Genomic DNA, 24,578 nt, shown 5'->3' on the forward strand with positions numbered 1-24,578 from the left:
GATGGGAGAGGGGAAGGAACCATGGTGTATGTGCAACGGGATGAAAAGGGGCGGGTCCTGCGGGTGGAGCCCGAGCCCTTCGAGAACATGACCCAGAGCATGCCGGCCAACGATCCGGAAGTGCGGACCTGGTTCGCCAGCCGCAGCCTGCATGACCACCTGATGTCCCTGCAGCATTCCGACCTGGAACTGGTACGGGTGATCGAAGACCTGGTGCACGTCCTGGTCAGTCGCGGCGTGATGAGCTACACCGACCTGCCCGAAGCCGCCCGGCAAAAACTCCAGCACAGAGCGCACACCCGTACCCAGGTGGGGGATCTGGGTGGGCTGGTGATGGATGAGTCGCAGTTGCCCTATTGAGGTGGGATGGCGCCTTTTTCGCGAATGAATTCGCTCCTACGGGGTCGTTATCCATGCCAGATCGTAGCCCGGATGAAATCCGGGGATGTCGGCAGGGAGTTCCCGGATTGCATCCGGGCTACCGGCAGAACCTCACAACCGGGCTCGGTACCGCCTGTGGCAGGGCCGGCTTGATGTAGGAGCGAATTCATTCGCGAAGGGCCGCGAGGCCCGTGGATCCGATTCGCGAATGAATTCGCTCTTACGGGGTCGTTATCCATGCCACGGCGCCGGCGCACCAATTAGTCGACCCATCGCACCCTTGATTCCCAGTTCCCGTAGCACCTCGAGTTCGCCCTGGGTTTCCACCATCTCGGCGATCAGCGGCAGGTCGATGCTGTTGGTGGCGCGGAACAGGGCTTCGATGAACAGGCGCTTGTCGCTTTCCTGGTCGATGGCGCGTATGTAGGTGCCGTCGATCTTCAGGTAGGCCAGGCCCAGGTGGGCCAGGTTGCCGATCAGGCTGAAGCGCCCGCCGAAGTGTTGCAGGCCGACGCTGTAGCCGGTTTCACGGATGGCCTGGCAGACCTCGCCCAGTTCGCTGGCCGGTGGCAGGTGGCGTTCGTCCAGCTCGAGGGTGAGCAGGGTCGCCTGTTGCGGATGGGCCTTGAGCATACCGAGCAGGCGTTCGCGGTTGTCGGCCTGGCGCAGGCTGGCGGCGGACAGGCTGAGGGCGAGGGGAGAGGGCGTTTGCGCCAGGTGCGCCAGGCAATGCTCGAGCATCGCCAGGTCGAAACGGGCGGCCCAGCCAAGGCGCTCGATCCAGGGCAGGAAGCGGCCGGCGGGCACGGCTTCGCCGTCCGGGTCGAGCAGGCGCGCCAGTACCTTGTGGTGGATGATCTCCTCTGGATTGGTGCAGGGGCCGACCGGCTGGAAGTACAGGCGCAGCTTGCCCTTGACCAGGGCGTCGTCGATCCAGGCGCGCCAGTCGTGCAGGCTCTGGCCAGGCGCGGCGTCGAAGTCGTCCAGGCGCTCCCAGGAACGGTTGGTGTTCTGCGTGGCCTGGGCCAGGGCCTGGTCGGCGCGGCCCATGACCTGGTTGATGGCTTCTCCGGGGCGGTAGGCGGCGATGCCGATCAGGGCCACCGGGCTGCGATCACTGGCGCCCGTGGCGTGCAGCGTTTCGAGTTGGGCTGTGAGTTCTTCGGCCAGTTGCTCGATGTCCTCGCCATTGAGGCCGGGTGCGAGCAGCGAGAATTCGCCGCCACGGCTGCGCGAGGCCAGCCAGTCGGGGTCACCGCGCCGCGCCAGCAGGCCTTTCAGCAGCTCGCCGATGTCGCGGATCAGGGCGTCGGTGCGTTGGCCGCCTAAACGCTGGTTGAGCCCGCCGAGGTCGTTGACCCGCAGCAGCAGCAGGTAGCCGGCGGCGTTCTGGTCGTTGGGCACCAGTTGGTTGGCCAGGCGAATGTCGAACTGGCGGCGGTTGGCCAGGCCCGTGAGGCTGTCCTGGTAGGCCTCCTCGCGCAGGCGTTCGCTACGGGCGGCTTCCTCGGCGAAGAGGTTGCGCAGCTTGTCCACCATCTGGTTCATGGCCAGTACCACGCGGCGTAGTTCCGGCGTGCGCGGCACCTTGGGCAGGGCGAGGAATTCCCGGCGGCTGATGGCCTCGGCCTGCTGCACCATGTTGTCCAGGGGCTTGAGCTGGGTGCGCAGCAGCCAGGCGCCGAGCAGGGCGCTGATCAGGCCGCAGAGCAGCAGCCAGACCAGGCTTCCGACTGCGCTGTCCCAGAGCTTGGCCAGGGCGAACTGCGGATGGCTCAGCACTTCCACCCGCGCCGCCTGCTGCCAGCCGCGCATGATCAGGGCGTCGCCGCCCTGGGGTTTCAGGTCGACCAGGTGGGCGAACCAGCGTGGCACCTGCTCGCTGGTGGTGGTGGTGCGGCGTTCGGCGATCACGCCGCCGTCGGCGATGCGCACCACGCGGATGCTGGCGAAGTAGCCGCTGTCGAAGATCGAGCTGACCATCAGTTCGATCATCGCCGGGTCGTCCACGTGGGGCGTCATCGACAGGCCGAGGGCGGTGGCGGCGTCCTGGGCATGGGAGCGCAACTGGCTGAGCAACTGCTCGCGGGAACTCTCCACGCCCGCGAGGAAGCTGCCGGCGAAGGCCAGTGCGAGCAGCAGGCAGATGGCCAGGAACAGCTGCTTGAGTAACGACATCGACTAACCCTCTCCAATGGCGAAGCCTTCGGCGCGCATTTTTTTCAGCAGGTCCTGCCAGCGCGACAGTTTCTTGGTATCCCCGGCGCGCTTGGCGCCGGTGTAGAGCCCCTCGGCGTTGAACGCGTACACCGGCAGCAGGTCGTCACGCTGGGACGCCGGGCGTATCTCGCTGATCAGGTTGTCCAGGACCAGGGGATCGGCGCTGGGGGATTTGTAATAGGTGAGCACCATGTGCGCCTGGTTCTGGCGCAGGGCCTTGACGTAGGTGATGCGCAGCTTCTCGGCGGGGATGCCGAGGCGGCGCAGGGTGAAGTACTTGGCGATGGCGTAGTCCTCGCAATCGCCGGCGCCCTTGACCAGCGCCTCGATGGGCGTGGCCCAGTAGTCGTTGTCGCGCCAGGTGCGGATGTCGTCGGTGAAGCGCAGCTCGCGGTTGAAGAAGCGATTCACCGCCTTGAGCTTCTCGGCTTCGGGCAGGTCGACGCTGGACTGGATCAGCTCGCTCCAGGCGAGGATGCGCGCCTTCGCCGGGCCGAGGTCGCCGTAGCGCTTGCTGGCGTTCTGCAGGATCAGGTCGAAGTCCCAATTGGCGAGGACGCTGGCCAGGCACAGGAACAGCCCGGCGAGCAGGCAGCTGCCTTGCCATGCCGGCCACGAAGGGTTTCGCAGTCCCGTTGCCACCCAACGTAGCCGCATCGGCCGTCTCTCCGCCCAGGTTGCTCAGAGCATAGGCGCGCCATCGGCGATTTGCCGGGGATTTCAGCGGTTGTGCAGGGTCTTCTGACGAAGGATGTAGATGCTTACCAGCACGGCGCTGGTGAGCATGAATCCACGGGCCCAGGGCAGGGGGACGAGGAAGCAGGAGAGGGTGATGCTGGCCCACATCAGGACCAGGGCATAGACCTTGCCCTTGAGCGGAATGCCCTGGCCTTCGAGGTAGTCGCGAATCCACGGCCCGAGCCGTGGATGCTCCACCAGCCAGAGGTAGAAACGCCGCGAGCTGCGTACGAAGCAGGCCGCGGCGAGCAGCAGGAATGGCGTGGTGGGCAACACCGGCACAAAGATGCCGATCACCCCCAGGGCGACGCTGAGCCAGCCGATGGCCAGCAGAATCATGCGCAGCGCCGGGTGGCGCTGCTGCTGAATATCGCTGTGCGCCATTCGCGCCTGGCCTTAGTGGTGGCGGGGCTTGAGCAGGGCCGGTTTTTCTTCCGGGGCGTTGCAGAGCAGGAACAGGGCGGTGAGCAGCTCGGGGATCTGCTCGACCATTTCGTCCACCAGGTTGCGGTCCTTGGCGATATCGGCGAACTCGGGCTGCTCGTCGAACAGGCCGGAACCCACCATGATCGGCAGCAGCAGTTCGCTGACTTCGTCCTCGGCGTTCTCGAACCAGGCTTCCTCACGCAGGAAGACGCCTTCCATGAAGCCGATGCACCAGCCGCGCAGGTCGGAATCGTCCGGGGTTTCGCCCAGATCCAGGTCGCAGGGCATCTCGGGGTCTTCGTCGCTGGCCAGTTGGCGGGCGATGTGACCCTTGAGGGCCAGCAGGGAGGCTTCGATCTCTTCGCGCTCGGCGTCGCTGCGGTAGTGCGGCGGCTCGGCGAACAGCGCGTCGATCCATTCGCGCTCGGGCACCTGGTCCGGGCAGATGGTCAGGGCGGTCAGGTAGCCGTGGGCGGCCACATAGTCCAGAGCCTCCTCGTGCAGATCATCGGCGTCGAGAAAGGCTTGCAGGCGGGACAGTTGCTCAGCGAAGGACATCGTGGGACTACCTTGAGGGATAAACGACGCTGAATTCTAGTCGAGTGCGAGGTCTGCGGCAAAAGGCGCGGCGATGGGCGTGGCCGACTTGCCGGCGCGGCTGACGTATAATGCCCGGCTTGCTCCGGAGACCCCCATGCTCGACCAGGCACTGCGCATCCTCAAAGACGTATTCGGCTACGACGCTTTTCGCGGCAACCAGGCCGCGATCATCGACCGTGTGGCATCGGGCGGCGATGCCCTGGTACTGATGCCCACCGGCGGTGGCAAGTCGCTCTGCTTCCAGGTGCCGGCATTGCTGCGCGATGGCCTGACGGTGGTGGTTTCGCCGCTGATCGCGCTGATGGACGACCAGGTGGCCACCCTGGACGAGCTGGGCGTGGCGGCCGTGGCGCTGAACTCCACCTTGACCGCCGAGGCCCAGCGGGAAATCGCCGACCGTCTGCGCCAAGGGGAGATCAAGCTGCTCTACCTCGCCCCGGAGCGTCTGGTGCAGCCGCGCATGCTGGCCTTCCTGCAGCGCCTGCCGATCGGGCTGTTCGCCATCGACGAAGCCCACTGCGTGTCCCAGTGGGGCCACGATTTCCGCCCCGAGTACCTGCAGCTGGGCCAGTTGGCCGAGCTGTTCCCCAATGTCCCGCGTGTGGCGCTGACCGCCACCGCCGACATGCGTACCCGCGAGGAGATGGTCCAGCGCCTGCACCTGCAGAACGCCGAGCGCTTCCTCTCCAGCTTCGACCGGCCGAACATCTTCTATCGCATCGTCGCCAAGGATCAGCCGCGCAAGCAGTTGCTGGGCTTCCTCGCCGAGCGGCGCGGGGATGCCGGCATCGTCTACTGCATGTCGCGCAAGAAAGTGGAGGAGGTGGCGGCCTTCCTCTCGGACCAGGGCTTCCCGGCGCTGCCCTACCACGCTGGCCTGTCCAACGACCTGCGGGCACATAACCAGAAGCGCTTCCTCAATGAGGAAGGGCTGATCATGGTCGCCACCATCGCCTTCGGCATGGGCATCGACAAACCCAACGTGCGCTTCGTGGCCCACCTCGACCTGCCCAAGTCCCTGGAAGCCTATTACCAGGAAACCGGCCGCGCCGGTCGTGACGGCCTGCCGGCGGACGCCTGGATGGCCTATGGCCTGCAGGATGTGCTGCTGCTCAAGCAGATGCTCAGCAACTCCGAGGGCGACGAGCGCCACAAGCGCATCGAGCAGCACAAGCTCGACGCCATGCTCTCGCTCTGTGAAGAGACCCGCTGCCGGCGCCAGGCCCTGCTGACCTATTTCGACGAAGAGCTGCTGCAGCCCTGCGGCCACTGCGACATCTGCACCGACGGCGTGCAGACCTGGGACGCCACCGAGCCTGCGCGCCTGGCGCTCTCGGCCATCCATCGCAGCGGCCAGCGCTACGGCGTCGGCCATCTGGTGGACCTGCTGCTGGGTCGCGACAACGAGAAGGTGCGTGCTTCCGGCCATCAGCACCTGTCGGTGTTCGGCAAGGGCAAGAACCTCTCCGAAGCCGATTGGCGCACCCTCTATCGCCAATTGGTGGCGCGGGGCCTGGCGGATGTCGACCTGGAGGGTTTCGGTGGCCTGCGCCTGACCGAGGCTTGCCGCCCGCTGTTGCGCGGCGAGGTCAGCCTGGAGCTGCGTCGCGACCTGTCGACCAAGGCGCCCAAGCCCGCCGCCAGCGCCGCCAGCCAACTGGTGCGCGGCGAGGAGCGCGAGCAGTGGGAAGCCCTGCGCACGCTGCGCCGCAAGCTGGCCGAAGAGCACAGTGTGCCGCCCTACGTCATCTTCCCCGATGCGACGCTGCTGGAGATGCTCCGCAGCAAACCGCGCAGCCTCTCCGAGATGGCGCAGGTCAGCGGCGTGGGCGCGCGCAAGCTGGAACGCTACGGCGAGGCCTTCCTCGAGGTGTTGAACGGCGCCGGCGAAGCACCGCGCGCGGTCGCCGACCTGCGCCACGAACTGGTCAGCCTGGCCCGAGCCGGCATGACCCCGGCGCAGATCGCCCGCCAGCTCGAATGCAGCGAGAAGAACGTCTACAGCCTGCTGGCCGAGACCATCGGCAACCAGCAGTTGAGCCTGGAGCAGGCGCTGGACCTGCCCGAGGACCTGCTGGGGGAGATCCAGGATGCCTTCCTCGACGGCGAAGGCGAGCTGCCGCCGGTGGCGCAGATCGCCGAACTCTTCGCCGGCCGCGTGCCCGATGGCGTATTGCACTGCGTGCGTGCCGCCCTGGCGGCGGAGTTCGAGGCTTGATCCGGACTGGGTAGCGCCCCTGGCGGGCGCGATTCGTCGCTCCGGATGGCGCGTGGCGTGACTGTCCGGGGCGCTGGCCGGTGCTAGCATCGCCGCTCCTACCGCTTCGAGCGATCCGCATGGACAAGCTGATCCAGGCCGATGGCCAGCCGCACTACGGCATCTTTCCCGCCGCGCCGGGCCACATCAATTATCGCGATTTCGACTTCCGCTCGCCCATGGGCCGCCGCCTGGGGCCTCTGGCCAAGTGGCGGCGCTTCCACCAGTTCCAGTACTTCGGCCTGCTGGGCAACGAGCTGATCGGCGGCTGTGCCCTGGCCAACCTGAGCCTGGTGGGCATCGGCTTCGTCTACCTGTTCCACCCGGCCAGCGGGCGCATGATCGAACGCCAGTTCAAGCTGCCGCTGGGGCTGGGCACCTCCTTCTCGCAGACGCCGGACGACGGGGTCTGCGAGCTGCGCCAGGGACGCAACCTGCTGCGCCTTCAGAACTGCACGACGAGCGGCGAGAAGCGCCTGCTGGTGGAGCTGGACGACGGCACCCGCATCGATGCGGCGTTCAGCGAGCGGCAACCGGCCTTCCAGCCAATGTGCATCTGCACGCCGACGGCGGTGAATGGCTGGGTCTACGCACAGAAGGTGGCGGGCGTCGCCTGCCGGGGCCAGGTGCGTAGCGCACTGGGGGATTTCGACCTCGGCCAGATCGGCGCCTTTGCCCACCACGACTGGTCCGCTGGCTACATGCGCCCGGAAACCAACTGGAACTGGGCCTGCCTGTCCGGCCTTGCCGGCGGGCTGCGGGTTGGCCTGAACCTCTCTTGCGGGGTCAACGAGACCAGCTTCAGCGAGAACTGCTTCTGGCTGGATGGCGAGCTGATCAAGGTCGATGGCGTGCGTTTCGCTTTTAATCGCGACCAACCGCTGAAGACCTGGACCATCAGCTCCCACGACGGCCAGGTGGAGCTGCGCTTCGAAGGCGAGGGGTTGCACGAAGAGCGGCTGAACCTCGGTTTCATTGCAAGCAATTTCAAGCAGGTATTCGGCCGTTTCAGCGGCAACCTGCGGCCGTCGGGCCGTGCGCCGGTTTCGATCGACGGCATGTGGGGCTTCGTCGAGGACCAGTATGTGAAGTGGTAGGGGGAGGGGGCTTGCTCGCGGCTTAAGGCTATGATTAGCTGGCTAATAATTAGTATAAGAAGTCCGAGTCAATTCGATGCCGCACCCCGATCAACACCGTTTCGCCATGCAACTCGCTCAGATGTCCCGCGCATGGCGCGCTGAGCTCGACCGTCGCCTGGCCGGCATGGGGCTATCCCAGGCCCGCTGGCTGGTCCTGCTGCATCTTTCCCGCTTCGAGGAGCCGCCCACCCAGCGCGAGCTGGCCAAGAGCGTTGGCGTCGAAGGCCCGACCCTGGCGCGGCTGCTCGATAGCCTCGAGGCGCAGCAGCTGATCCGCCGCATGGCGGTGGCCGAGGACCGCCGGGCCAAGAAGATCGACCTCTGCCCGCCCGCCCGCCCGCTGATCGAGAAGATCGAAGCCATTTCCAGCCAACTGCGCCAGGAGCTCTTCGCCGGTATCGATGACGAAGAGCTGGCCCGTTGCCAGCAGGTCCACGAGCGGATTCTGGCGAACCTGGATCGCCTCTGATGGGGCAGAACCTGGAAGCGCTGCACGAGCGCTTCGGGGCCCGTTACCCGCAATGGCTGCTGGGCCTGCTGATGCTCGGCAGCATGGCGATGATCCTTGCCTCCACCAGCATCAACGTCGCCCTGCCGGCGATCATGGCCGACTTCGAGATCGGCCGTCCGCTGGCGCAATGGCTCGCTACCGGCTTCCTCGCGGCCATGACCGCCGGCCTGTTGCTCGCCGCCTGGTGCCAGGCGCGGCTGGGCGCGCGGCGTACGGTGCAGCTCGGGCTCGGCCTGTTCAGCCTGGCATCGCTCCTGGCCCTGGTGGCCACCTCGGCCTGGCAACTGATCGGCCTGCGCATCCTCATGGGCGCCTGCGCCGGCATCATCCAGCCACTGGCCATGGTGCTGATCTTCCGCGTCTACTCATCTGGCGGTCGTGGCCTGGCGCTCGGCATCTACGGCCTGGGCATCATGGTGGCACCCACCCTGGGGCCGACCATCGGCGGCTACCTGATCGACCATTTCGGCTGGGGCGCGGTGTTCTGGCTGCCGCTGCCGTTGTGCCTGCTGGCGCTGATCGGCGCCCAGTGGCTGATGCCCAGCGACCGCAATCGCGATACCCCCGGCGTCGACCTGATGGCCTTCGGCTTGCTCTGCGTTGCGCTGTTCGCGCTGCTGGGCGCTCTTGCCGAGGCGCAGCGCTTCGGTTGGCTGGCGCCGAGCACCTGGGTGCCGGGGCTGCTGGGCCTGGGGTGCGCCGTAGCGTTCTTTCTGCGCAGTCGCGCTTGTGAACGGCCGTTGTTGCCCCTGCAGCTCTGGCGCCACGCGGCGTTCCGCAAGGCCAGTTGGGTTGCGCTGGCGCTGGGATTGGGGCTGTACGGCTCGACCTACCTGATCCCGCTGTTCCTGCAGACGGTGGAAGGCTACAGCGCCGGCGAAGCGGGCATGCTGTTGTTGCCCACCGGCGTGGTGCTTGGCCTGGCGTCCTTTGTCGGCGGCTGGGCGAGTGATCGACTGTCGGCGGCCACCATGCTGGTTTTCGGCCTGCTGGTGTTCGCCCTGTCCTCGGCGGCGCTCGGCCTGGCGGGGCAGGGGACGTCCTTCCTGGTGTTCTGCATCTGGGCCTGCGTCGGCCGACTGGGCCTCGGGTTGCTCCTGCCCGCGATGAGCACCGGCGCGCTGGATGTCCTCAATCCCGAGGAGCTGGCCCTCGGCGCAGGCGCCATCACCTTCGTCCGTCAGCTCGGTGGCGCCTTCGGGGTCAACCTGCTGACCTACTTCCTGGAGTGGCGCCACGCCGCGTCAGGCGGTGATGCCGCAGCCGAAGCGCTGGCCTTCGAGCAGAGTTTCTGGCTGGTCGCACTGCTCTTCCTGCTGGCGGTGATACCCGCCCGAGGCGTGCGACCTGCACGAGGTTGAACTTGCATTTCGCACGATGAAAATTTTGTCAAGTCCCCTAGCGAAAAACGGCGGATTGTGGAGTAAGCTACAACGCAGGTCTGTGGCCAGCTGCCAGTACGTCGAGTACGGGAACGGAAAACCCGGTGTCATGGATCTGGAGTGGGATGAATAAGGAGCGATGTCCCACTATCATTGTTGTTTTTAGGCCAGGGTGATTCACGTCGCTTCGAGGATGCCCGGGCGGGACATCAGAGGCGTGACCAGTGAAGACGAGTGGCCGGGGAGGACAAATGGCAAGGGTTCACAAGCTCCTTCTGACGCTTGCATCCGGCTCTGCACTGTATTCGGGTCTGGTACCGGCACTGGGGCTAGGTGAAATCACCCTGCACTCCGCGCTTAACCAGCCGCTGGATGCCGAGATCGAGCTGCTTGAGGTTGGCGACCTCGACGCCAGCGAAATCAAGGTCAGCCTGGCGTCCGCCGATGCCTTCGAGCAGGCCGGCGTCGACCGCTTCATCTTCCTCAACGACCTTCGTTTCAGCCCGATGATCCGCGGTTCGAGCAGCCGCATCCGTGTGGTGTCCAACAAGCCGGTCCGCGAGCCCTACCTGAATTTCATCGTCGAAGTGGCGCGACCCAATGGTCGGCTGCTGCGCGAATACACCCTGTTGCTGGACCCGCCCGGTTCGGCCTACACCGCCAGCGCCGCCCCGCTCGGCGCAGCCCGCGAGATGCCGGTCGCAACCCGCGAGGTGGCACCGGTGCAACCCAAGCCGGCGCCCGCCGCCAACGACGGCAAGCGCTACCAGGTTGCACGGGGCGACAGCCTCTGGGCGATCGCCAAGCGCTTCAGTGCCGGCAGCGGCCTCAGCCAGCAGCAGATGCTGGACGGCATCTATGCCCTCAATCCCCAGGCCTTCCCCGGCGGCGACATCAATCGCCTGCACGTGGGCCAATCCCTGTTGCTGCCTGATGCGGCGCAGCAGGCCAGCGCGCCGACGCCAGCCGTCGCCGCCCCTGAAACCGCCGCCCCGGTCGTCGCGCCTGTTGAGGCACCCGCTCCGGTCGCCGCCGTACCTGTCCCGAACCTGGACGACCTGAATTCGGCCCAGCAACGCCTGGACTCGAGCCTCGCCCAAGGCGAAGCCGAGCGCGCCGAACTGCGCCAACACATCGCCGAGCTCCAGGCCAAGCTGGACGCCATGCAGCAACAACTGAGCGGCAGCGACCAGCAGATGACCGAGCTGCAGACCCAGGTCCAGCAGATGGCTGCCGTTCCCGCCGCCCCGCAAGCGGAACCCGTCGCGCCCGCCGCGGTGGTGCCGGCCGTCCAGGCCGCCGAACAGGCACCCGCGCCTGAACGGGTACAGCAAGGCAGTTCCGGCATCAGCGCCTTCTGGTGGGCGATCATGGTTTCCGGCCTTGTGCTGCTGTTCCTGCTGGACTGGGTACTGCTGCGTCGTTCTCGCCGCGAAGCCCAGGAACAGGAACTGGAAGACGCCCAGCTCAATGGCAAGGCCAAGGTGGCCTTCCAGCATCGCCGCCAGGACGTGCAGCCTGTCGCACCGGCCATTCCGGAGCCGGCTCCGGTTGCCGCCAAGCTCGCCGCGGCACCGCTGGCGTTGGCGCCCAGCTCCAAGCTCAGCTCCGATGCCCTGGAAGGCGCCAACATCTACATCGCCTATGGCCGCTGGCGCGAAGCGCTGGCCGTGCTGCGCCCGGCTATCGCCCAGGAGCCCCAGCGCCTGGAACTGCGCTACCGGCTGCTGGAAGTGCTCGGCGAGCTGCGTGATTCGGTCGCCTTCACCCTGGAAGCGGCCGCACTACGCGAGCTGCACGCCGATGAAGCTCGTCTGTCCGGCATCTGCGCCCGTTACGTGGACGTGGGCGCCGCCCAGGCCCCCGTCGAGCCGGTATTCGTCCTGGACGAATCCCCGTCGACCCTGGCCGACGCCAGCAACGAATCCCTTGCTGGCGCGCAGGCGGACTTCGATGGCTATCCGCTGGATGCCGACTGGGATCAGGTCAGCCCCTTCAAGACCGCCGAGCCCAAGCGCAAGGCCACCGTGGTCCAGGCTTTCCCGACGGTGGAAGACGACCTGGGATTCCCGACCAATCTCCAGGAGCTGCCGGAAGTCTTCGAGCTGAGCCTGGATGCCGATACCCTGAGCCCCTTCGGCAAACTGCCGGAGCTGCCCCAGGCCGAAAGCCTCGACGAGCTCACCGCCGAGTTCATCGACCCGATCGCCAGCCTGGAAGAGCTGGACAAGCTGGATGCGCGCCAGGAAAACCTCACCAAGTTCAACCTGGCACTGGCCTATATCGAGCAAGGCAATATCGAAGCGGCCTGCAGCATACTCAACGAAGTGATCAGCGACGGCGACGACCAGCAGAAACAGGAAGCACGGGACCTGCTGGCCAGGATCGCCTGAAGGTTCCCTGCCTGAACGAGAAAGCCCGGACCTGGTTCGGGTTTTTTTATGGTTCTTCACGGATTGCCGGGAAAGTTGTTCTTGATCTTCATGAAAAAGAATTCGCTGTCTCGGTAGCCGTAGCTTCGTAGCCCGGATGCAATCCGGGGAAGGCCCAGGCATCGCTCCCGGATTACATCCGGGCTACGAACTGCGAGCCTCGGCCTTTCGTAGGATGGGTTGAGCCTGCGATACCCATCGGCCGAGGTGATGGGTATCGCTCCGCTCAACCCATCCTACGATTCTGAGATCGAGTTCGGTGCGCCATCTGGCACGGTCGGCTTGATGTAGGAGCGATTTCAATCGCGAAGGGCCGTGAGGCCCGTGGGTCTGGTTTGCGAATGAACTCGCCCGCGTTAGCCGACAGGCTTGCGCAAGAACATAGGGGCTACCGAGTGGCGTGCCTAAGGTGCGCCGTGTGCACCAGGCCCGCTATTTCAATCGCGAATGACGGAGCGCGCCGGCCGCGCGAGGCCGAACATGCGCTTGGCCGCCAGCACCAGCCAGCAGGCAAGGATGAAGGGCGCGGTCATCGCCGGCAGGCCGAGCGCGGCGAATCCTGGTTGCAGCGCCACGCCCAGCAGGATGCCCGCCAGCGCACACCAGGGGCGCTGCAGGTCCTTGCCCAGGGCCAGGGCGATCAGTGCGCCGTTCAGGCCGAACAGGCCACCCAGCACCGCCTGCACCGGCATGCCCTGGAGCAGCGCCAGCAGCATCGCAGTCAGCGAGCCCAGCAAGGCCCAGAGCGCCACCCTCCAGCCGGCGAGGGCGAGGGCGGCCAGCACCAGGGCGCCGGCCACCGGCTGGTCGAGGAAGATCACCTGGCCGATGCCGCGCACCACCGCCATCGCGGTGTCGATCCCGCCCATTTGCAGGTCGCTTGCCGCCACGCTGGTGGGAGTCAGTTCCAGCGGTCCGCCGAGTGCCAGCAGCAGCCAACCGAGGCCAACGAAGGGCGAGGTGTAGGCCGGCAGCCAATTGTGCTTGCGCGCGGCGCCGAGCAGGGGATTGAGCACCAGGCTGGACAGGCCGCCGGCGCAGAAGATCAGGAGCGCGAGGTAGAGCGAGGGCTCGAAGCGGGCGCTGAGCAGCAGGCCGAGGAGTACGCCGTTGTAGCCATAGAGGCCGGCGTCGATGTCTGCGGGGGCGTAGCGCCGGCGCACGGCGGTGAGCCAGGCGGCCGCACCTCCGAGCAGCGCGCCGCCCAGCAACTGGGGCGCGCCGACGGCGATGGCGAGGAGAATCAGCGCGCCGCAGCCGGGATGGCGCTGGAGGAATATCTGGCTGAATCCGTTGAGTTGGGCGGAAGCCCAGCTACGGACTTCGGGTCGTAGAGGCAGTCGGTACATGGCAGCTTCAAAAAAAGAGGCGCCCCGGTGAGAGGGCGCCGACTAACTGGCGGTAGCCAGATGGGATTCTGTTCCGCCCGGCATCGAGGCCGGTGCGGGGGCGCGGGTTCTCTATGGACCCCGTCGCCCGGGTGTTTCATATCAGTTCAGGGTTTCGATCCGCAGGCTGTTGGTGCTGCCCGGCTGGCCGAAAGGCACGCCGGCGGTGATCACCACGGTATCCCCGCGTTTGGCCATGCCCTGGGCCTGGGCGATCTCCAGCGCGGTGCTGGTGACTTCCTCGACCTTGTGCAGGCGTTCGTTGACGACCGAATAGATACCCCAGGCCACGCTCAGGCGACGTGCGGTGGTCAGGCTCGGGGTCAGGCTGAGGATCGGCGCCTTGGGTCGCTCGCGGGAGGCACGCAGGCTGGAGCTGCCGGACTCGGTGTAGTTGACCAGGGCGACCACCGGGAGGATGCCGGTGATGCGGCGGATGGCGCAGCTGATGGCGTCCGAGGCGGTGGCTTCGGCTTGCGGGCGGCTGACGTCGAGCTGGCTCTGGAAGTCCGGGCCGTTCTCCACCTGGCGGATGATCTTGCTCATCATCTGCACGGTTTCCAGCGGGTAGTCGCCGGAGGCGGTCTCGGCCGACAGCATCACCGCGTCGGTGCCTTCGGCCACGGCGTTGGCCACGTCCGTGACCTCGGCGCGGGTCGGCGCCGGGGAGAAGCGCATGGATTCGAGCATCTGGGTGGCCACCACCACCGGCCGACCCAGCTGGCGGCAGGTACGAATGATGTCCTTCTGGATGCGCGGCACGTTCTCGGCCGGTACTTCGACGCCGAGGTCGCCACGGGCGACCATGATGGCGTCGCAGAGGCGGGCGATCTCTTCCAGGTGCACCACGGCCGAGGGTTTCTCGATCTTGGCCATGAGGAAGGCGCGGTCCTTGATCAGCTCGCGGGCTTCGAGGATGTCTTCCGGGCGCTGCACGAAGGACAGGGCCACCCAGTCCACGCCCAGTTCCAGGCCGAAGTCCAGGTCGCGGCGGTCCTTGGCGGTCAGCGGCGAGAGCTGCAGCACCGCTTCCGGCACGTTGACGCCCTTGCGGTCGGACAGTTCGCCGCCGGCGACCACGGTGGTCTCCACCGCGTCGGCGTGCTTGGCGACGACCTTCAGGCGCAGGCGGCCGTCGTCCAGCAGCAGGTTCATGCTTGGTTCCAGCGCGGCGATGATTTCCGGGTGGGGCAGGTTGACGCGCTTGGCGTCACCAGGGGTGGCGTCCAGGTCCAGGCGGAAGGCCTGGCCGCGCTCGAGGTTGACCTTGCCTTCGGCGAAGCGGCCAACGCGGAGCTTCGGCCCTTGCAGGTCCATCAGGATGCCGATCGGGTAGTTCAGCTGGCGCTCCACCTCGCGGACCCACTGGTAGCGCAGGGCGTGGTCGGCGTGTTCGCCGTGGCTGAAGTTCAGGCGGAACAGGTTGACGCCGGCTTCCACCAGTTGGCGGATGTCGTCGATGCCTTTGATCGCCGGACCGAGGGTGGCGAGGATTTTTACTTTCTTGTCAGGCGTCATTTTTCAGGGCTCTCGAGAATCAGGATGGCGCGGAAGTCGTTCACGTTGGTGCGGGTCGGTTCGGTGACGATGAGATCGCCGAGGGCGGCGAAATACCCGTATCCGTCGTTGTTGTCCAGTTCGTTGTTGGCGGACAGGCCCAGCTGGGTGGCACGGGCGAAGCTGTCGGGGGTCATGATGGCGCCGGCATTGTCCTCCGAGCCGTCGATGCCATCGGTGTCGCCGGCCAGGGCGTAGACGCCCGGCAGGCCCTTGAGGCTGGCGGTCAGGCTCAGCAGGAACTCGGCGTTGCGTCCGCCACGGCCATTGCCACGCACGGTCACCGTGGTCTCGCCGCCGGAGAGGATCACGCAGGGCGGCTTGATCGGCTGGCCGTGGAGCACCACCTGGCGAGCGATGCCGGCATGGACCTTGGCCACCTCGCGGGATTCACCCTCCAGGTCGCCGAGGATCAGCGGGGTGAGGCCGGCGGCGCGGACCTTCTCTGCGGCGGCGTCGAGGGACTGCTGGGGCGTGGCGATCAGCTGGAAGTGGCTGCGCGAAAGGTGGGGGTCGCCCGGTTTCACGGTTTCGGAGCGCGGGTCCTGCAGCCAGGCGCGGACGTTGGTCGGTATCTCGATCTCGTAGCGGGCGAGGATCGCCAGGGCTTCGGCCGAGGTGGTCGGGTCGGCCACGGTAGGGCCGGAGGCGATCACGGTGGCCTCGTCGCCGGGTACGTCGGAGATGGCGTAGGTGTAGACGGTGGCCGGCCAGCAGGCCTTGGCCAGGCGGCCGCCCTTGATCGCCGAGAGGTGTTTGCGCACGCAGTTCATCTCGGAGATCGAGGCGCCGGATTTCAGCAGGGCCTTGTTGATCGCCTGCTTGTCCTTGAGGGTCAGGCCTTCCGCCGGCAGGGCCAGCAGGGAGGAGCCGCCGCCGGAGAGCAGGAAGATCACCCGGTCGGACTCGGAGAGGCCGCTGACCAGCTTCAGTACGCGCTGGGCGGTTTCCAGGCCGGCGGCATCCGGTACCGGGTGGGCGGCCTCCACCACTTCGATTTTCTTGCAGTCGGCGCCATGGCCGTAGCGGGTCACCACCAGGCCGGAAATCTCGCCTTGCCATTCACGCTCGATCACTTCGGCCATGGCCGCGGCGGCCTTGCCGGCGCCGATGACGATGACCCGGCCGGAGCGGTCGGCGGGCAGGTGGTCGGCCAGTACCTGGCGTGGGTGGGCGGCGGCGATGGCGGTGGCGAACAGGTCGCGCAGGAAGGCTTTGGGATCGAGGGACATGGCAGGCTCCGGGGCGCTGGATTCTTGTTATGGGCTGGTGTCCGGGCGGGCGTGCCCGGTGCCGAGGCCGATTACAGTCCGGAGCCGCCGCACGCAGCGGTTCGGGACTGGAATCGACCTTCCTGGCCTTTGGCGCCGTGTCGCCGCCGGCCAGGAGGGTCGAAAGGGGCCCACCGCAGGGAGAACCTTGTAGGTTGGTGCCGAGCCCGCGAGGCCCAACGCTCGGAGCTGCCGGCTCGATAATGTTGGGCTTCGCTTCGCTCTGCACCAACCTACGGTGTTGCAGTTCAACCTTGCAGTGGGTAATGCATCACTCCTCGCGGATGGAGAAGTTGGCCATGTGCTCCAGGCCCTTGATCAGACCGGAGTGGTCCCAGTTGCTGCCGCCGATGGCCGCGCAGGTGCTGAACACTTGCTGGGCGTTGGCGGTGTTGGGCAGGTTCAGGCCCAGTTCGCGGGCGCCGGACAGTGCCAGGTTGAGGTCCTTCTGGTGCAGGCTGATGCGGAAGCCCGGGTCGAAGGTGCCCTTGATCATGCGCTCGCCGTGGACTTCGAGGATCTTCGAGCCGGCGAAGCCGCCCATCAGGGCCTCGCGTACCTTGGCCGGGTCGGCGCCATTCTTGGCGGCGAACAGCAGGGCTTCGGCGACGGCCTGGATGTTCAGGGCGACGATGATCTGATTGGCGACCTTGGCGGTCTGGCCGTCACCATTGCCACCGACGCGGGTGATGTTCTTGCCCATGGCCTGGAACAGCGGCAGGGCGCGTTCGAAGGCGTTCGGGCAGCCACCGACCATGATGCTCAGGGTCGCGGCCTTGGCACCCACTTCGCCGCCGGAAACCGGGGCGTCCAGGTAGGCGGCGCCGGTGGCCTTGATCTTCTCGGCGAAGGCCTTGGTGGCGGTGGGGGAGATGGAGCTCATGTCGATCACGACCTTGCCGGCGCCGACGCCTTCGGCCACGCCGTCCTTGCGGAACAGGACGTCATCGACCTGGGGGGTGTCCGGAACCATGACGATGATGAACTCGGCTTCCTGGGCAACCTCTTTCGGGTTGGCCAGGGCGACGCCGTTGTCGCCCAGCAGGTCGGCCGGAGCCTTGTCGAAGTGTTCGGAGAAGAACAGGGTGTGGCCGGCTTTCTGCAGGTTCTGAGCCATGGGCTTGCCCATGATGCCGGTGCCGATGAATCCGATCTTGGCCATGTGGAATACCTCGTTCTTAGATGGCGTTATGGGTTTTCAGCCAGCCAAGGCCAGCGACGGTAGTGGTAGCCGGCTTGTATTCACAGCCGACCCAGCCCTGGTAGCCGATGCGGTCCAGGTGCTGGAAGAGGAAGCGGTAGTTGATCTCGCCGGTGCCCGGCTCGTTGCGGCCCGGGTTATCGGCCAGCTGCACGTGGTTGATCGCGGCCAGGTTGGACTCGACGGTGCGCGCCAGGTCTCCTTCCATGATCTGCATGTGGTAGATGTCGTACTGCAGGAACAGGTTGGCGCTGCCGACCTTCTCGCGGATCTCCAGGGCCTGACGGGTGTTGTTCAGGTAGAAACCGGGAATGTCGCGGGTGTTGATGGCTTCCATCACCAGCTTTATGCCGGCGGCGGCGAGCTTGTCGGCGGCGAACCTGAGGTTCTCGACGAAGGTCTTCTCGACGGTCGCGCAGTCGACGCCCTGGGGGCGGATGCCGGCCAGGCAGTTGATCTGGGTATTGCCCAGGACCTTGGCGTAGGCGATGGCCTTGTCCACGCCGGCGCGGAATTCCTCTACGCGGTCGGGATGGCAGGCGATGCCGCGCTCACCCTTGCCCCAGTCACCGGCGGGCAGGTTGAACAGCACTTGTTCCAGTTTGTTGGCGTCCAGGCGGGCGCGGATCTCTTCCACCGGGAAGTCATAGGGGAAGAGGTATTCGACTCCGCTGAAGCCGGCTTCGGCGGCAGCGGCGAAACGGTCCAGGAAGTCCACCTCGGTGAACAGCATGGACAGGTTGGCGGCAAAACGGGGCATGAATGTCTCCTTCTGATTCCCCTCTCCCGCACGCGGGAGGGGGAGGTGAAAGCCCCTCTCCCACCACGAATGGGAGAGGGGAGACGGCAATCAATCCAGCAGCGAGATGGCGGTCGGGGCGTCGGCGCCGGTCAGGGCCAGGTCCTCGAACTCGTTGATCGCGTTGATCTCGGTACCCATGGAGATGTTGGTGACACGCTCCAGGATGACCTCGACCACTACCGGTACGCGGAACTCTTCCATCAGCTTGCGTGCCTGGGCGAAGGCGGCCTGCAGGTCGTTGGCGTCGAACACGCGGATCGCCTTGCAGCCCAGGCCCTCGACCACCGCGACGTGGTCCACGCCGTAGCCGTTGAGTTCCGGCGCGTTGACGTTCTCGAAGGACAGCTGCACGCAGAAGTCGATCTCGAAGCCGCGCTGGGCCTGGCGGATCAGGCCCAGGTAGGAGTTGTTCACCAGCACGTGGATATAGGGCAGGTTGAACTGCGCGCCCACGGCCAGCTCTTCGATCATGAACTGGAAGTCATAGTCGCCGGACAGCGCCACGACCTGGCGGCTCGGGTCGGCCTTGACCACGCCGAGGGCCGCCGGAACGGTCCAGCCCAGCGGGCCGGCCTGGCCGCAGTTGATCCAGTGGCGCGGCTTGTAGACGTGCAGGAACTGAGCGCCGGCGATCTGCGACAGGCCGATGGTGCTGACGTAGCAGGTCTCCTTGCCGAAGAACTCGTTCATCTCTTCGTAGACGCGCTGGGGCTTGACCGGCACGTTGTCGAAGTGGGTCTTGCGCTGCATGGTGCGCTTGCGCTCGCGGCAGGCTTCCACCCAGGCGCTGCGGTCCTTCAGCTTGCCGGCGGCTTTCCACTCGCGGGCCACTTCCAGGAAGGCGTCCAGGGCGGAACCGGCGTCGGAGACGATGCCCAGGTCCGGGGTGAACACACGGCCGATCTGGGTCGGTTCGATGTCCACGTGGATGAAGCGGCGGCCCTGGGTGTAGACGTCCACCGAACCGGTGTGGCGGTTGGCCCAGCGGTTGCCGATGCCGAACACCAGGTCGGACTCCAGCACGGTAGCGTTGCCGTAGCGGTGCGAGGTCTGCAGGCCGCACATGCCAGCCATCAGCGGGTGGTCGTCGGGGATGGTGCCCCAGCCCATCAGGGTCGGGATGACCGGTACGCCGGTCAGTTCGGCGAATTCCACCAGCTTGTCGGAGGCGTCGGCGTTGATGATGCCGCCGCCGGCGACCAGCAGCGGGCGCTCGGCGTCATTCAGCATGGCCAGGGCCTTCTCGGCCTGGATGCGGCTGGCGGACGGCTTCTGTACCGGCAGCGGCTGGTAGGCCTCGATATCGAATTCGATCTCGGCCATCTGCACGTCGAACGGCAGGTCGATCAGTACCGGGCCGGGACGGCCGCTGCGCATTTCATAGAAGGCCTTCTGGAAGGCGTAGGGCACCTGGCCCGGCTCCAGAACGGTGGTCGCCCACTTGGTCACCGGCTTGACGATGCTGGTGATGTCGACGGCCTGGAAGTCTTCCTTGTGCAGACGGGCACGCGGCGCCTGGCCGGTGATGCAGAGGATCGGGATGGAGTCGGCGGAGGCCGAGTACAGACCGGTGACCATGTCGGTGCCGGCCGGGCCGGAGGTGCCGATGCACAGACCGATGTTGCCCGGGTTGGTGCGGGTGTAGCCCTCGGCCATGTGCGAGGCGCCTTCGACGTGACGGGCCAGTACATGGTCAATGCCGCCGATCTTGTTCAGGGCCGCGTACAGCGGGTTGATGGCGGCGCCGGGGATGCCGAACGCGGTGTCGATGCCTTCGCGGCGCATCACCAGGACGGCAGCCTCGATTGCTCTCATTTTGGCCATGTTTTGTGCCTCTTTCTTGTGAAAATTGTATACAAGCGACGTGACTGGATTCTATTCAGCTGCTGACCGAAGGGTCAAGGCCATTTGTGAGGCCAAAGGTCGCAGGCGGTAGACTCTTTTAAAACGCCCGTTTCATGGGCGTCCGAATAGCTGTTCAGCACGCTGACGGAAATACTGTATACAAAAGACAATGTGATTGTATCTATATGTTGATTTTTTTGTGTTCGGTGAGATAGTGCGCTAAAGCTTTTCGATGCGTCGCAGGACGGGCTGGAAAATGCCCGCGTGGTCGTAGGAGCGCTCCAATCCTTCCCCGGACGACGCCGCACAAGGTTCAACCACTCACGAGGAACGCTTGAAAATGACCACCCTGACCCTGGAAACCGCTGTGAGCATTTCCAATCACGCCCTGGCCACTGGCCGCGACCTGCGCACCGCGCCGCTGACCATTGCCGTGCTGGACGCCGGCGGACACCTGATCACCCTGCAGCGCCAGGACGGCGCCAGCATGCTTCGGCCGCAGATCGCCATCGGCAAGGCCTGGGGCGCCGTGGCCCTGGGCAAGGGCTCGCGCCTGATCGCCGCCGACGCCCAGCAGCGTCCGGCGTTCATCGGCGCGGTGAACAACCTGGCCGACGGCAACCTGGTGCCGGCACCGGGCGGCGTGCTGATCCGCGATGGCCAGGGCCAGGTGATCGGCGCCATCGGCATCAGTGGCGATACCTCGGATATCGATGAACAGTGCGCGGTGAGCGCAGTGGAAGCCGCTGGACTGAAGGCGGACGCCGGCGCGGCGTGAGGTCGGTCGGGGCCGCTATGCGGCCCTTGATGAATGAATTCGCCCCCGCAGGGTCAGTGCCGATTGGTGCCGGCCTTGCAAGGGGCGAATTGCTTTTGTGGGGGCGAATTCATTCGCCAAGAAGCCCGAAGGGCTGCCCGGAATGATGGCAATCGGCTTGTCGTGGGAGCGGATTCATTCATTCGCGAAGCGGACCCACGGGCCGCTGCGCGGCCCTTCGCGAATGAATTCGCTCCTACATGAGGGCGGGATTCAAGCGCTTTTGGCGGGGGCCTTCTCGTCCACTTCGCAGCCCTTGATCACCAGGCGGATGATGGTTTCCGCGGCGGCGTCGTAGTCGGCGTCGCTGAGGCTGGCCTTGCCGGTGACGGTGGAGATCTGCCAGTCGAAGTCGGCGTAGGTCTGGGTAGCGGCCCAGATGCTGAACAGCAGGTGATGGGGGTCGACCTTGGCCATCAGGCCCTGGTCGATCCAGTGCTGGATGCACTCGATGTTGTGCTTGGCCTGAAGGTTGAGCTGCTCGGTCTGTTCCTTTGATAGGTGCGGCGCGCCGTGCATGATCTCGCTGGCGAACACCTTGGAGGCGTAGGGCAGGTCGCGGGAGATGCGGATCTTCGAGCGGATGTAGGCAGTGAGCACCTCGAAGGGGTGGCCCGCCTGGTTGAACGGCGAGGAGGCCTGCAACAGCGGCTCGACGATGCTCTCGAGAACCTCGCGGTAGAGGTTCTCCTTCGACTTGAAGTAGTAGTAGACGTTGGGCTTGGGTAGGCCGGCCTTGGCCGCGATGTCGCTCGTCTTGGTGGCGGCGAACCCTTTGTCGGCGAATTCCTCGCTGGCCGCGCGCAGGATCAGGTCTCTGTTGCGCTCGCGAATGCTGCTCACATCGGCTCCTTCGTTGGCTCGCCCGGGCGCCAGGAAGGCCGGCCGGCGAGAGGTCGGGCATGGTATCACCCGCATCAAAGGCCCCTCAAGCGAGCCACTGGATGAATTTCCTGTATACAAAATCAATCGCTTCTGTTTCCATTCGGCATCCGTCCATGTCCCCGGCGTCCTGTCCGGTGCGTGTTGCGGCAGACTGCACCCCATGCAAGACAATCAGTTGCTCGATCCTTTCGGGCGCCGAATTTCCTACCTGCGGCTCTCGGTCACCGACCGTTGCGACTTCCGCTGCACCTATTGCATGAGCGAGGACATGGTCTTCGCTCCCCGGGCGCAGATCCTCAGTCTCGAAGAGCTCTATACCGTCGCCGATGCCTTTATCGGGCTCGGTGTCACGCGTATCCGGGTCACCGGCGGCGAACCGCTGGTGCGCAAGGGCCTGACCTCGCTGCTGGCCCGCCTGGGTGCCCGTGAGGAACTCGAAGACCTTTCCATCACCAGCAATGGCTCCCAGCTCGGGCACATGGCCGCCGACTTGCGCGGCGCCGGGGTCACCCGCCTGAACATCAGCCTCGACTCGCTGCAGCGCGAGCGCTTCGCCGCCTTCACCCGCCGCGACCGCCTCGACCAGGTACTGGCCGGGATCGACGCAGCGCGCGCCGCGGGTTTCAGTCGGATCAAGCTGAACACCGTGGTGCAGAAAGGCCGCAACGACGACGAGGTCGAGGACCTGGTGGGCTTTGCCGTGGCGCGCGGCCTGGACATCAGCTTCATCGAGGAGATGCCGCTGGGCAGCGTCTCCAGCCACGAGCGCAAGGTCACCCTCTGTACCTCGGACGAGGTGCGTGAGCGTGTGGCGCAGCGATTCCAGCTCCTGCCCAGCAGCTACCGCAGCGGCGGGCCGTCGCGCTATTACCAGGTGGTCGGCAGCGGCACCCAGGTGGGTTTCATCTCGCCCCACAGCCGCAACTTCTGCGGCGACTGCAACCGCGTGCGCGTCACCGCCGAAGGCAAGCTGGTGCTCTGCCTCGGCCACGAAGGCGCGCTGGACCTCAAGGCGCTGCTCCGTCGTCACCCCGGCGATAGCCAGCGATTGCGCGCGGCGCTGATCGAGGCCCTCCGGCTCAAGCCCGAGCGGCACCATTTCGAGGCCGACCAGCAAGTTCAGGTCGTCCGCTTCATGAGCATGACCGGCGGCTGATCGAGGCGCTCGGGTTAGCCCTGGCCGCGTTGCTTCATCTCGCCGTAGGAGACCTACTGTCTTCGATGAAGCGCCTTGCCATGGCGTCCCCGAGCACCCCGATCCCCACCTGATCACAAACAGAAAACAAGAGCGCCCCCGAGGGCGTAGGAGAAGACGCGTGGCCAAGACACTCTTGATCAAGAACGCCGACCTGCTGGTGACCATGGACGACCAGCGCCGGGAAATCCGTCAGGGCGGGTTGTTCATCGAGGACAACCGCATCACCCAGGTTGGCCCGAGCAGCGAGCTGCCGCAGACCGCCGACGAAGTCATCGACATGAAGGGCAAGGTGGTGATCCCCGGCCTGGTCAACACCCACCATCACATGTACCAGAGCCTCACCCGCGTGGTGCCGGCGGCCCAGGACGGCGAGCTGTTCAACTGGCTGACCAACCTCTACCCGATCTGGGCGCGGCTGACGCCGGAAATGATCGGCGTCTCCACCCAGACCGCCATGGCCGAGCTGATCCTTTCCGGCTGCACCACCTCCAGCGACCATCTCTACATCTACCCCAACGGCTGCAAGCTGGATGACAGCATCCATGCCGCCGGCGAGATCGGCATGCGCTTCCACGCCGCGCGCGGCAGCATGAGCGTCGGCCGTAGCCAGGGTGGCCTGCCGCCGGATTCGGTGGTGGAGAAGGAGGCCGACATCCTCAAGGAATCCCAGCGCCTGATCGAGGATTACCACGATGCGTCCCATGGCTCGATGCTGCGGGTGGTGGTGGCGCCGTGCTCGCCGTTCTCGGTGAGCCGCGACCTGATGCGCGAGGCGGCGGTGCTGGCGCGCCAGTACGGTGTGTCCTTGCACACGCACCTGGCGGAGAACGTCAACGATATCGCCTACAGCCGAGAGAAGTTCGGCATGACCCCGGCCGAATATGCCGAAGACCTGGGCTGGGTCGGCCATGACGTCTGGCACGCCCACTGCGTGCAACTGGACCAGCACGGGATCGAGCTGTTCGCCCGTACCGGCACCGGCGTCGCCCACTGTCCCTGCTCGAACATGCGCCTGGCCTCGGGCATCGCCCCGGTGCGGCGCATGCGCGATGCCGGGGTACCGGTAGGGCTGGGGGTGGACGGCTCGGCCTCCAACGACGGAGCCACCATGATCGGCGAAGTGCGCCAGGCGCTGCTGCTGCAGCGGGTCGGCTTCGGTCCGGACGCCATGACCGCCCGCGAGGCCCTGGAGATCGCCACCCTGGGCGGCGCCAAGGTACTCAACCGTAACGATATCGGTGCCCTCAAGCCGGGCATGGCCGCCGACCTGGTGGCCTTCGACCTGAACCACATCGCCTATGCCGGCGCCCACCACGACCCCCTGGCGGCGCTGGTCTTCTGCACCCCGACCCAGGTCTCCACCAGCGTGATCAACGGCAAGGTGGTGGTCCGCGACGGCCAACTGGTGACCATCGACCTGCCACGGGTGCTGGAGCGCCACAACCAGCTGGCGCGCCAGCTGGTCACCGGCGAGTAAGTGGTCAGTGGAGCGGGGCGATCCCGCTCCGTTCCCCCCGTTCCAACGCAG

The 24,578-nt window shown here is 66.1% G+C and carries 20 protein-coding genes; 9 read left to right on the top strand and 11 right to left on the bottom strand.

The genetic code is table 11. The features are described from left to right. Window positions 1-21: 21 nt before the first annotated feature. Window positions 22-360: a hypothetical protein gene (locus tag PCA10_RS09390; RefSeq protein ID WP_016491829.1), complete on the top strand. Its 339-nt coding sequence runs from the start codon at window positions 22-24 to the stop codon at window positions 358-360. 252 nt (window positions 361-612) lie between these two features. Here PCA10_RS09390 and lapD read toward each other — a convergent pair whose 3' ends face one another. From lapD to PCA10_RS09410, 4 genes are all read right to left on the bottom strand, one after another. Further along, window positions 613-2,559, bottom strand: a complete 1,947-nt coding sequence (gene lapD / locus PCA10_RS09395; protein ID WP_016491830.1) for a cyclic di-GMP receptor LapD — start codon at window positions 2,557-2,559, stop codon at window positions 613-615. 3 nt (window positions 2,560-2,562) lie between these two features. Beyond that, entirely contained in the window at window positions 2,563-3,258 is a 696-nt protein-coding gene (gene lapG / locus PCA10_RS09400) for a cysteine protease LapG (protein WP_016491831.1), read from the bottom strand. Window positions 3,259-3,321: 63 nt separating this feature from the next. Further along, complete coding sequence (locus tag PCA10_RS09405; protein WP_016491832.1) at window positions 3,322-3,723, bottom strand: YbaN family protein; 402 nt, start codon at window positions 3,721-3,723, stop codon at window positions 3,322-3,324. 12 nt (window positions 3,724-3,735) lie between these two features. Beyond that, a complete protein-coding gene (locus tag PCA10_RS09410) occupies window positions 3,736-4,323 on the bottom strand; it encodes a UPF0149 family protein (protein ID WP_016491833.1) in 588 nt (195 codons plus the stop codon). A gap of 136 nt (window positions 4,324-4,459) precedes the next feature. Between PCA10_RS09410 and recQ the strand changes: the two genes are divergently transcribed. The 5 genes from recQ (at window position 4,460) to PCA10_RS09435 (ending at window position 12,047) form a co-directional block, all read left to right on the top strand. Continuing rightward, window positions 4,460-6,583: a DNA helicase RecQ gene (recQ, locus tag PCA10_RS09415; RefSeq protein ID WP_041770183.1), complete on the top strand. Its 2,124-nt coding sequence runs from the start codon at window positions 4,460-4,462 to the stop codon at window positions 6,581-6,583. Between the two features lie 119 nt (window positions 6,584-6,702). Next, window positions 6,703-7,719: a DUF2804 domain-containing protein gene (locus PCA10_RS09420; protein ID WP_016491835.1), complete on the top strand. Its 1,017-nt coding sequence runs from the start codon at window positions 6,703-6,705 to the stop codon at window positions 7,717-7,719. 76 nt (window positions 7,720-7,795) lie between these two features. Further along, window positions 7,796-8,230 carry a MarR family transcriptional regulator gene (locus PCA10_RS09425; RefSeq protein WP_016491836.1) on the top strand — a complete coding sequence of 145 codons (435 nt, stop codon included), beginning with the start codon at window positions 7,796-7,798 and terminating at the stop codon, window positions 8,228-8,230. Then, window positions 8,230-9,633, top strand: a complete 1,404-nt coding sequence (locus PCA10_RS09430; RefSeq protein WP_016491837.1) for a DHA2 family efflux MFS transporter permease subunit — start codon at window positions 8,230-8,232, stop codon at window positions 9,631-9,633. Before PCA10_RS09425 ends, PCA10_RS09430 begins: the two co-directional genes overlap by 1 nt. Before the next feature lie 272 nt (window positions 9,634-9,905). Beyond that, window positions 9,906-12,047 (top strand): motility hub landmark protein FimV, encoded by a 2,142-nt coding sequence (locus PCA10_RS09435; protein WP_016491838.1) that lies wholly within the window; start codon window positions 9,906-9,908, stop codon window positions 12,045-12,047. A gap of 476 nt (window positions 12,048-12,523) precedes the next feature. Here the strand turns inward: PCA10_RS09435 and PCA10_RS09440 are convergent, their stop codons facing one another. The 6 genes from PCA10_RS09440 to gcl form a co-directional block, all read right to left on the bottom strand. Further along, window positions 12,524-13,435, bottom strand: a complete 912-nt coding sequence (locus PCA10_RS09440) for an urea transporter (protein WP_016491839.1) — start codon at window positions 13,433-13,435, stop codon at window positions 12,524-12,526. A 141-nt stretch (window positions 13,436-13,576) separates the two neighbouring features. Next, window positions 13,577-14,992, bottom strand: coding sequence for a pyruvate kinase (pyk, locus tag PCA10_RS09445; RefSeq protein ID WP_016491840.1), 1,416 nt, complete (start codon window positions 14,990-14,992; stop codon window positions 13,577-13,579). Continuing rightward, on the bottom strand, window positions 14,989-16,263 hold the full coding sequence (locus PCA10_RS09450; RefSeq protein WP_016491841.1) for a glycerate kinase type-2 family protein: 1,275 nt from the start codon (window positions 16,261-16,263) through the stop codon (window positions 14,989-14,991). The genes pyk and PCA10_RS09450 overlap by 4 nt, the downstream gene beginning before the upstream one ends. 310 nt (window positions 16,264-16,573) lie before the next feature. After that, window positions 16,574-17,464, bottom strand: coding sequence for a 2-hydroxy-3-oxopropionate reductase (locus tag PCA10_RS09455; protein WP_016491842.1), 891 nt, complete (start codon window positions 17,462-17,464; stop codon window positions 16,574-16,576). A 16-nt stretch (window positions 17,465-17,480) separates the two neighbouring features. After that, window positions 17,481-18,263, bottom strand: coding sequence for a hydroxypyruvate isomerase (hyi, locus tag PCA10_RS09460; protein WP_016491843.1), 783 nt, complete (start codon window positions 18,261-18,263; stop codon window positions 17,481-17,483). Window positions 18,264-18,353: 90 nt separating this feature from the next. Beyond that, window positions 18,354-20,129 (bottom strand): glyoxylate carboligase, encoded by a 1,776-nt coding sequence (gene gcl / locus PCA10_RS09465; RefSeq protein ID WP_016491844.1) that lies wholly within the window; start codon window positions 20,127-20,129, stop codon window positions 18,354-18,356. A gap of 361 nt (window positions 20,130-20,490) precedes the next feature. Here gcl and PCA10_RS09470 point away from each other — a divergent pair, with 361 nt between their 5' ends. Next, window positions 20,491-20,928, top strand: a complete 438-nt coding sequence (locus PCA10_RS09470; protein WP_016491845.1) for a GlcG/HbpS family heme-binding protein — start codon at window positions 20,491-20,493, stop codon at window positions 20,926-20,928. Between the two features lie 252 nt (window positions 20,929-21,180). Here PCA10_RS09470 and PCA10_RS09475 read toward each other — a convergent pair whose 3' ends face one another. Beyond that, window positions 21,181-21,810 carry a TetR/AcrR family transcriptional regulator gene (locus PCA10_RS09475; protein WP_016491846.1) on the bottom strand — a complete coding sequence of 210 codons (630 nt, stop codon included), beginning with the start codon at window positions 21,808-21,810 and terminating at the stop codon, window positions 21,181-21,183. Between the two features lie 202 nt (window positions 21,811-22,012). On the opposite strand from PCA10_RS09475, the gene moaA reads away from it, so the two are divergent. Together moaA and PCA10_RS09485 are read left to right on the top strand one after the other, a co-directional pair. Beyond that, entirely contained in the window at window positions 22,013-23,008 is a 996-nt protein-coding gene (gene moaA, locus PCA10_RS09480; RefSeq protein WP_016491847.1) for a GTP 3',8-cyclase MoaA, read from the top strand. Window positions 23,009-23,168: 160 nt separating this feature from the next. Then, on the top strand, window positions 23,169-24,527 hold the full coding sequence (locus tag PCA10_RS09485) for an 8-oxoguanine deaminase (RefSeq protein ID WP_016491848.1): 1,359 nt from the start codon (window positions 23,169-23,171) through the stop codon (window positions 24,525-24,527). The last annotated feature ends 51 nt before the right edge of the window (window positions 24,528-24,578 follow it).

The organism is Pseudomonas resinovorans NBRC 106553 (genome assembly GCF_000412695.1).
Lineage (GTDB): Bacteria > Pseudomonadota > Gammaproteobacteria > Pseudomonadales > Pseudomonadaceae > Metapseudomonas > Metapseudomonas resinovorans_A.

Excerpts from the sequence above, each read along its gene's own strand:
- PCA10_RS09390 (WP_016491829.1), top strand. The coding sequence starts at position 22 with ATGGTGTATGTGCAACGGGATGAAAAGGGGCGGGTCCTGCGGGTGGAG.
- lapD (WP_016491830.1), bottom strand. The coding sequence starts at position 2,559 with ATGTCGTTACTCAAGCAGCTGTTCCTGGCCATCTGCCTGCTGCTCGCA.
- lapG (WP_016491831.1), bottom strand. The coding sequence starts at position 3,258 with ATGCGGCTACGTTGGGTGGCAACGGGACTGCGAAACCCTTCGTGGCCG.
- PCA10_RS09405 (WP_016491832.1), bottom strand. The coding sequence starts at position 3,723 with ATGGCGCACAGCGATATTCAGCAGCAGCGCCACCCGGCGCTGCGCATG.
- PCA10_RS09410 (WP_016491833.1), bottom strand. The coding sequence starts at position 4,323 with ATGTCCTTCGCTGAGCAACTGTCCCGCCTGCAAGCCTTTCTCGACGCC.
- recQ (WP_041770183.1), top strand. The coding sequence starts at position 4,460 with ATGCTCGACCAGGCACTGCGCATCCTCAAAGACGTATTCGGCTACGAC.
- PCA10_RS09420 (WP_016491835.1), top strand. The coding sequence starts at position 6,703 with ATGGACAAGCTGATCCAGGCCGATGGCCAGCCGCACTACGGCATCTTT.
- PCA10_RS09425 (WP_016491836.1), top strand. The coding sequence starts at position 7,796 with ATGCCGCACCCCGATCAACACCGTTTCGCCATGCAACTCGCTCAGATG.
- PCA10_RS09430 (WP_016491837.1), top strand. The coding sequence starts at position 8,230 with ATGGGGCAGAACCTGGAAGCGCTGCACGAGCGCTTCGGGGCCCGTTAC.
- PCA10_RS09435 (WP_016491838.1), top strand. The coding sequence starts at position 9,906 with ATGGCAAGGGTTCACAAGCTCCTTCTGACGCTTGCATCCGGCTCTGCA.
- PCA10_RS09440 (WP_016491839.1), bottom strand. The coding sequence starts at position 13,435 with ATGTACCGACTGCCTCTACGACCCGAAGTCCGTAGCTGGGCTTCCGCC.
- pyk (WP_016491840.1), bottom strand. The coding sequence starts at position 14,992 with ATGACGCCTGACAAGAAAGTAAAAATCCTCGCCACCCTCGGTCCGGCG.
- PCA10_RS09450 (WP_016491841.1), bottom strand. The coding sequence starts at position 16,263 with ATGTCCCTCGATCCCAAAGCCTTCCTGCGCGACCTGTTCGCCACCGCC.
- PCA10_RS09455 (WP_016491842.1), bottom strand. The coding sequence starts at position 17,464 with ATGGCCAAGATCGGATTCATCGGCACCGGCATCATGGGCAAGCCCATG.
- hyi (WP_016491843.1), bottom strand. The coding sequence starts at position 18,263 with ATGCCCCGTTTTGCCGCCAACCTGTCCATGCTGTTCACCGAGGTGGAC.
- gcl (WP_016491844.1), bottom strand. The coding sequence starts at position 20,129 with ATGGCCAAAATGAGAGCAATCGAGGCTGCCGTCCTGGTGATGCGCCGC.
- PCA10_RS09470 (WP_016491845.1), top strand. The coding sequence starts at position 20,491 with ATGACCACCCTGACCCTGGAAACCGCTGTGAGCATTTCCAATCACGCC.
- moaA (WP_016491847.1), top strand. The coding sequence starts at position 22,013 with ATGCAAGACAATCAGTTGCTCGATCCTTTCGGGCGCCGAATTTCCTAC.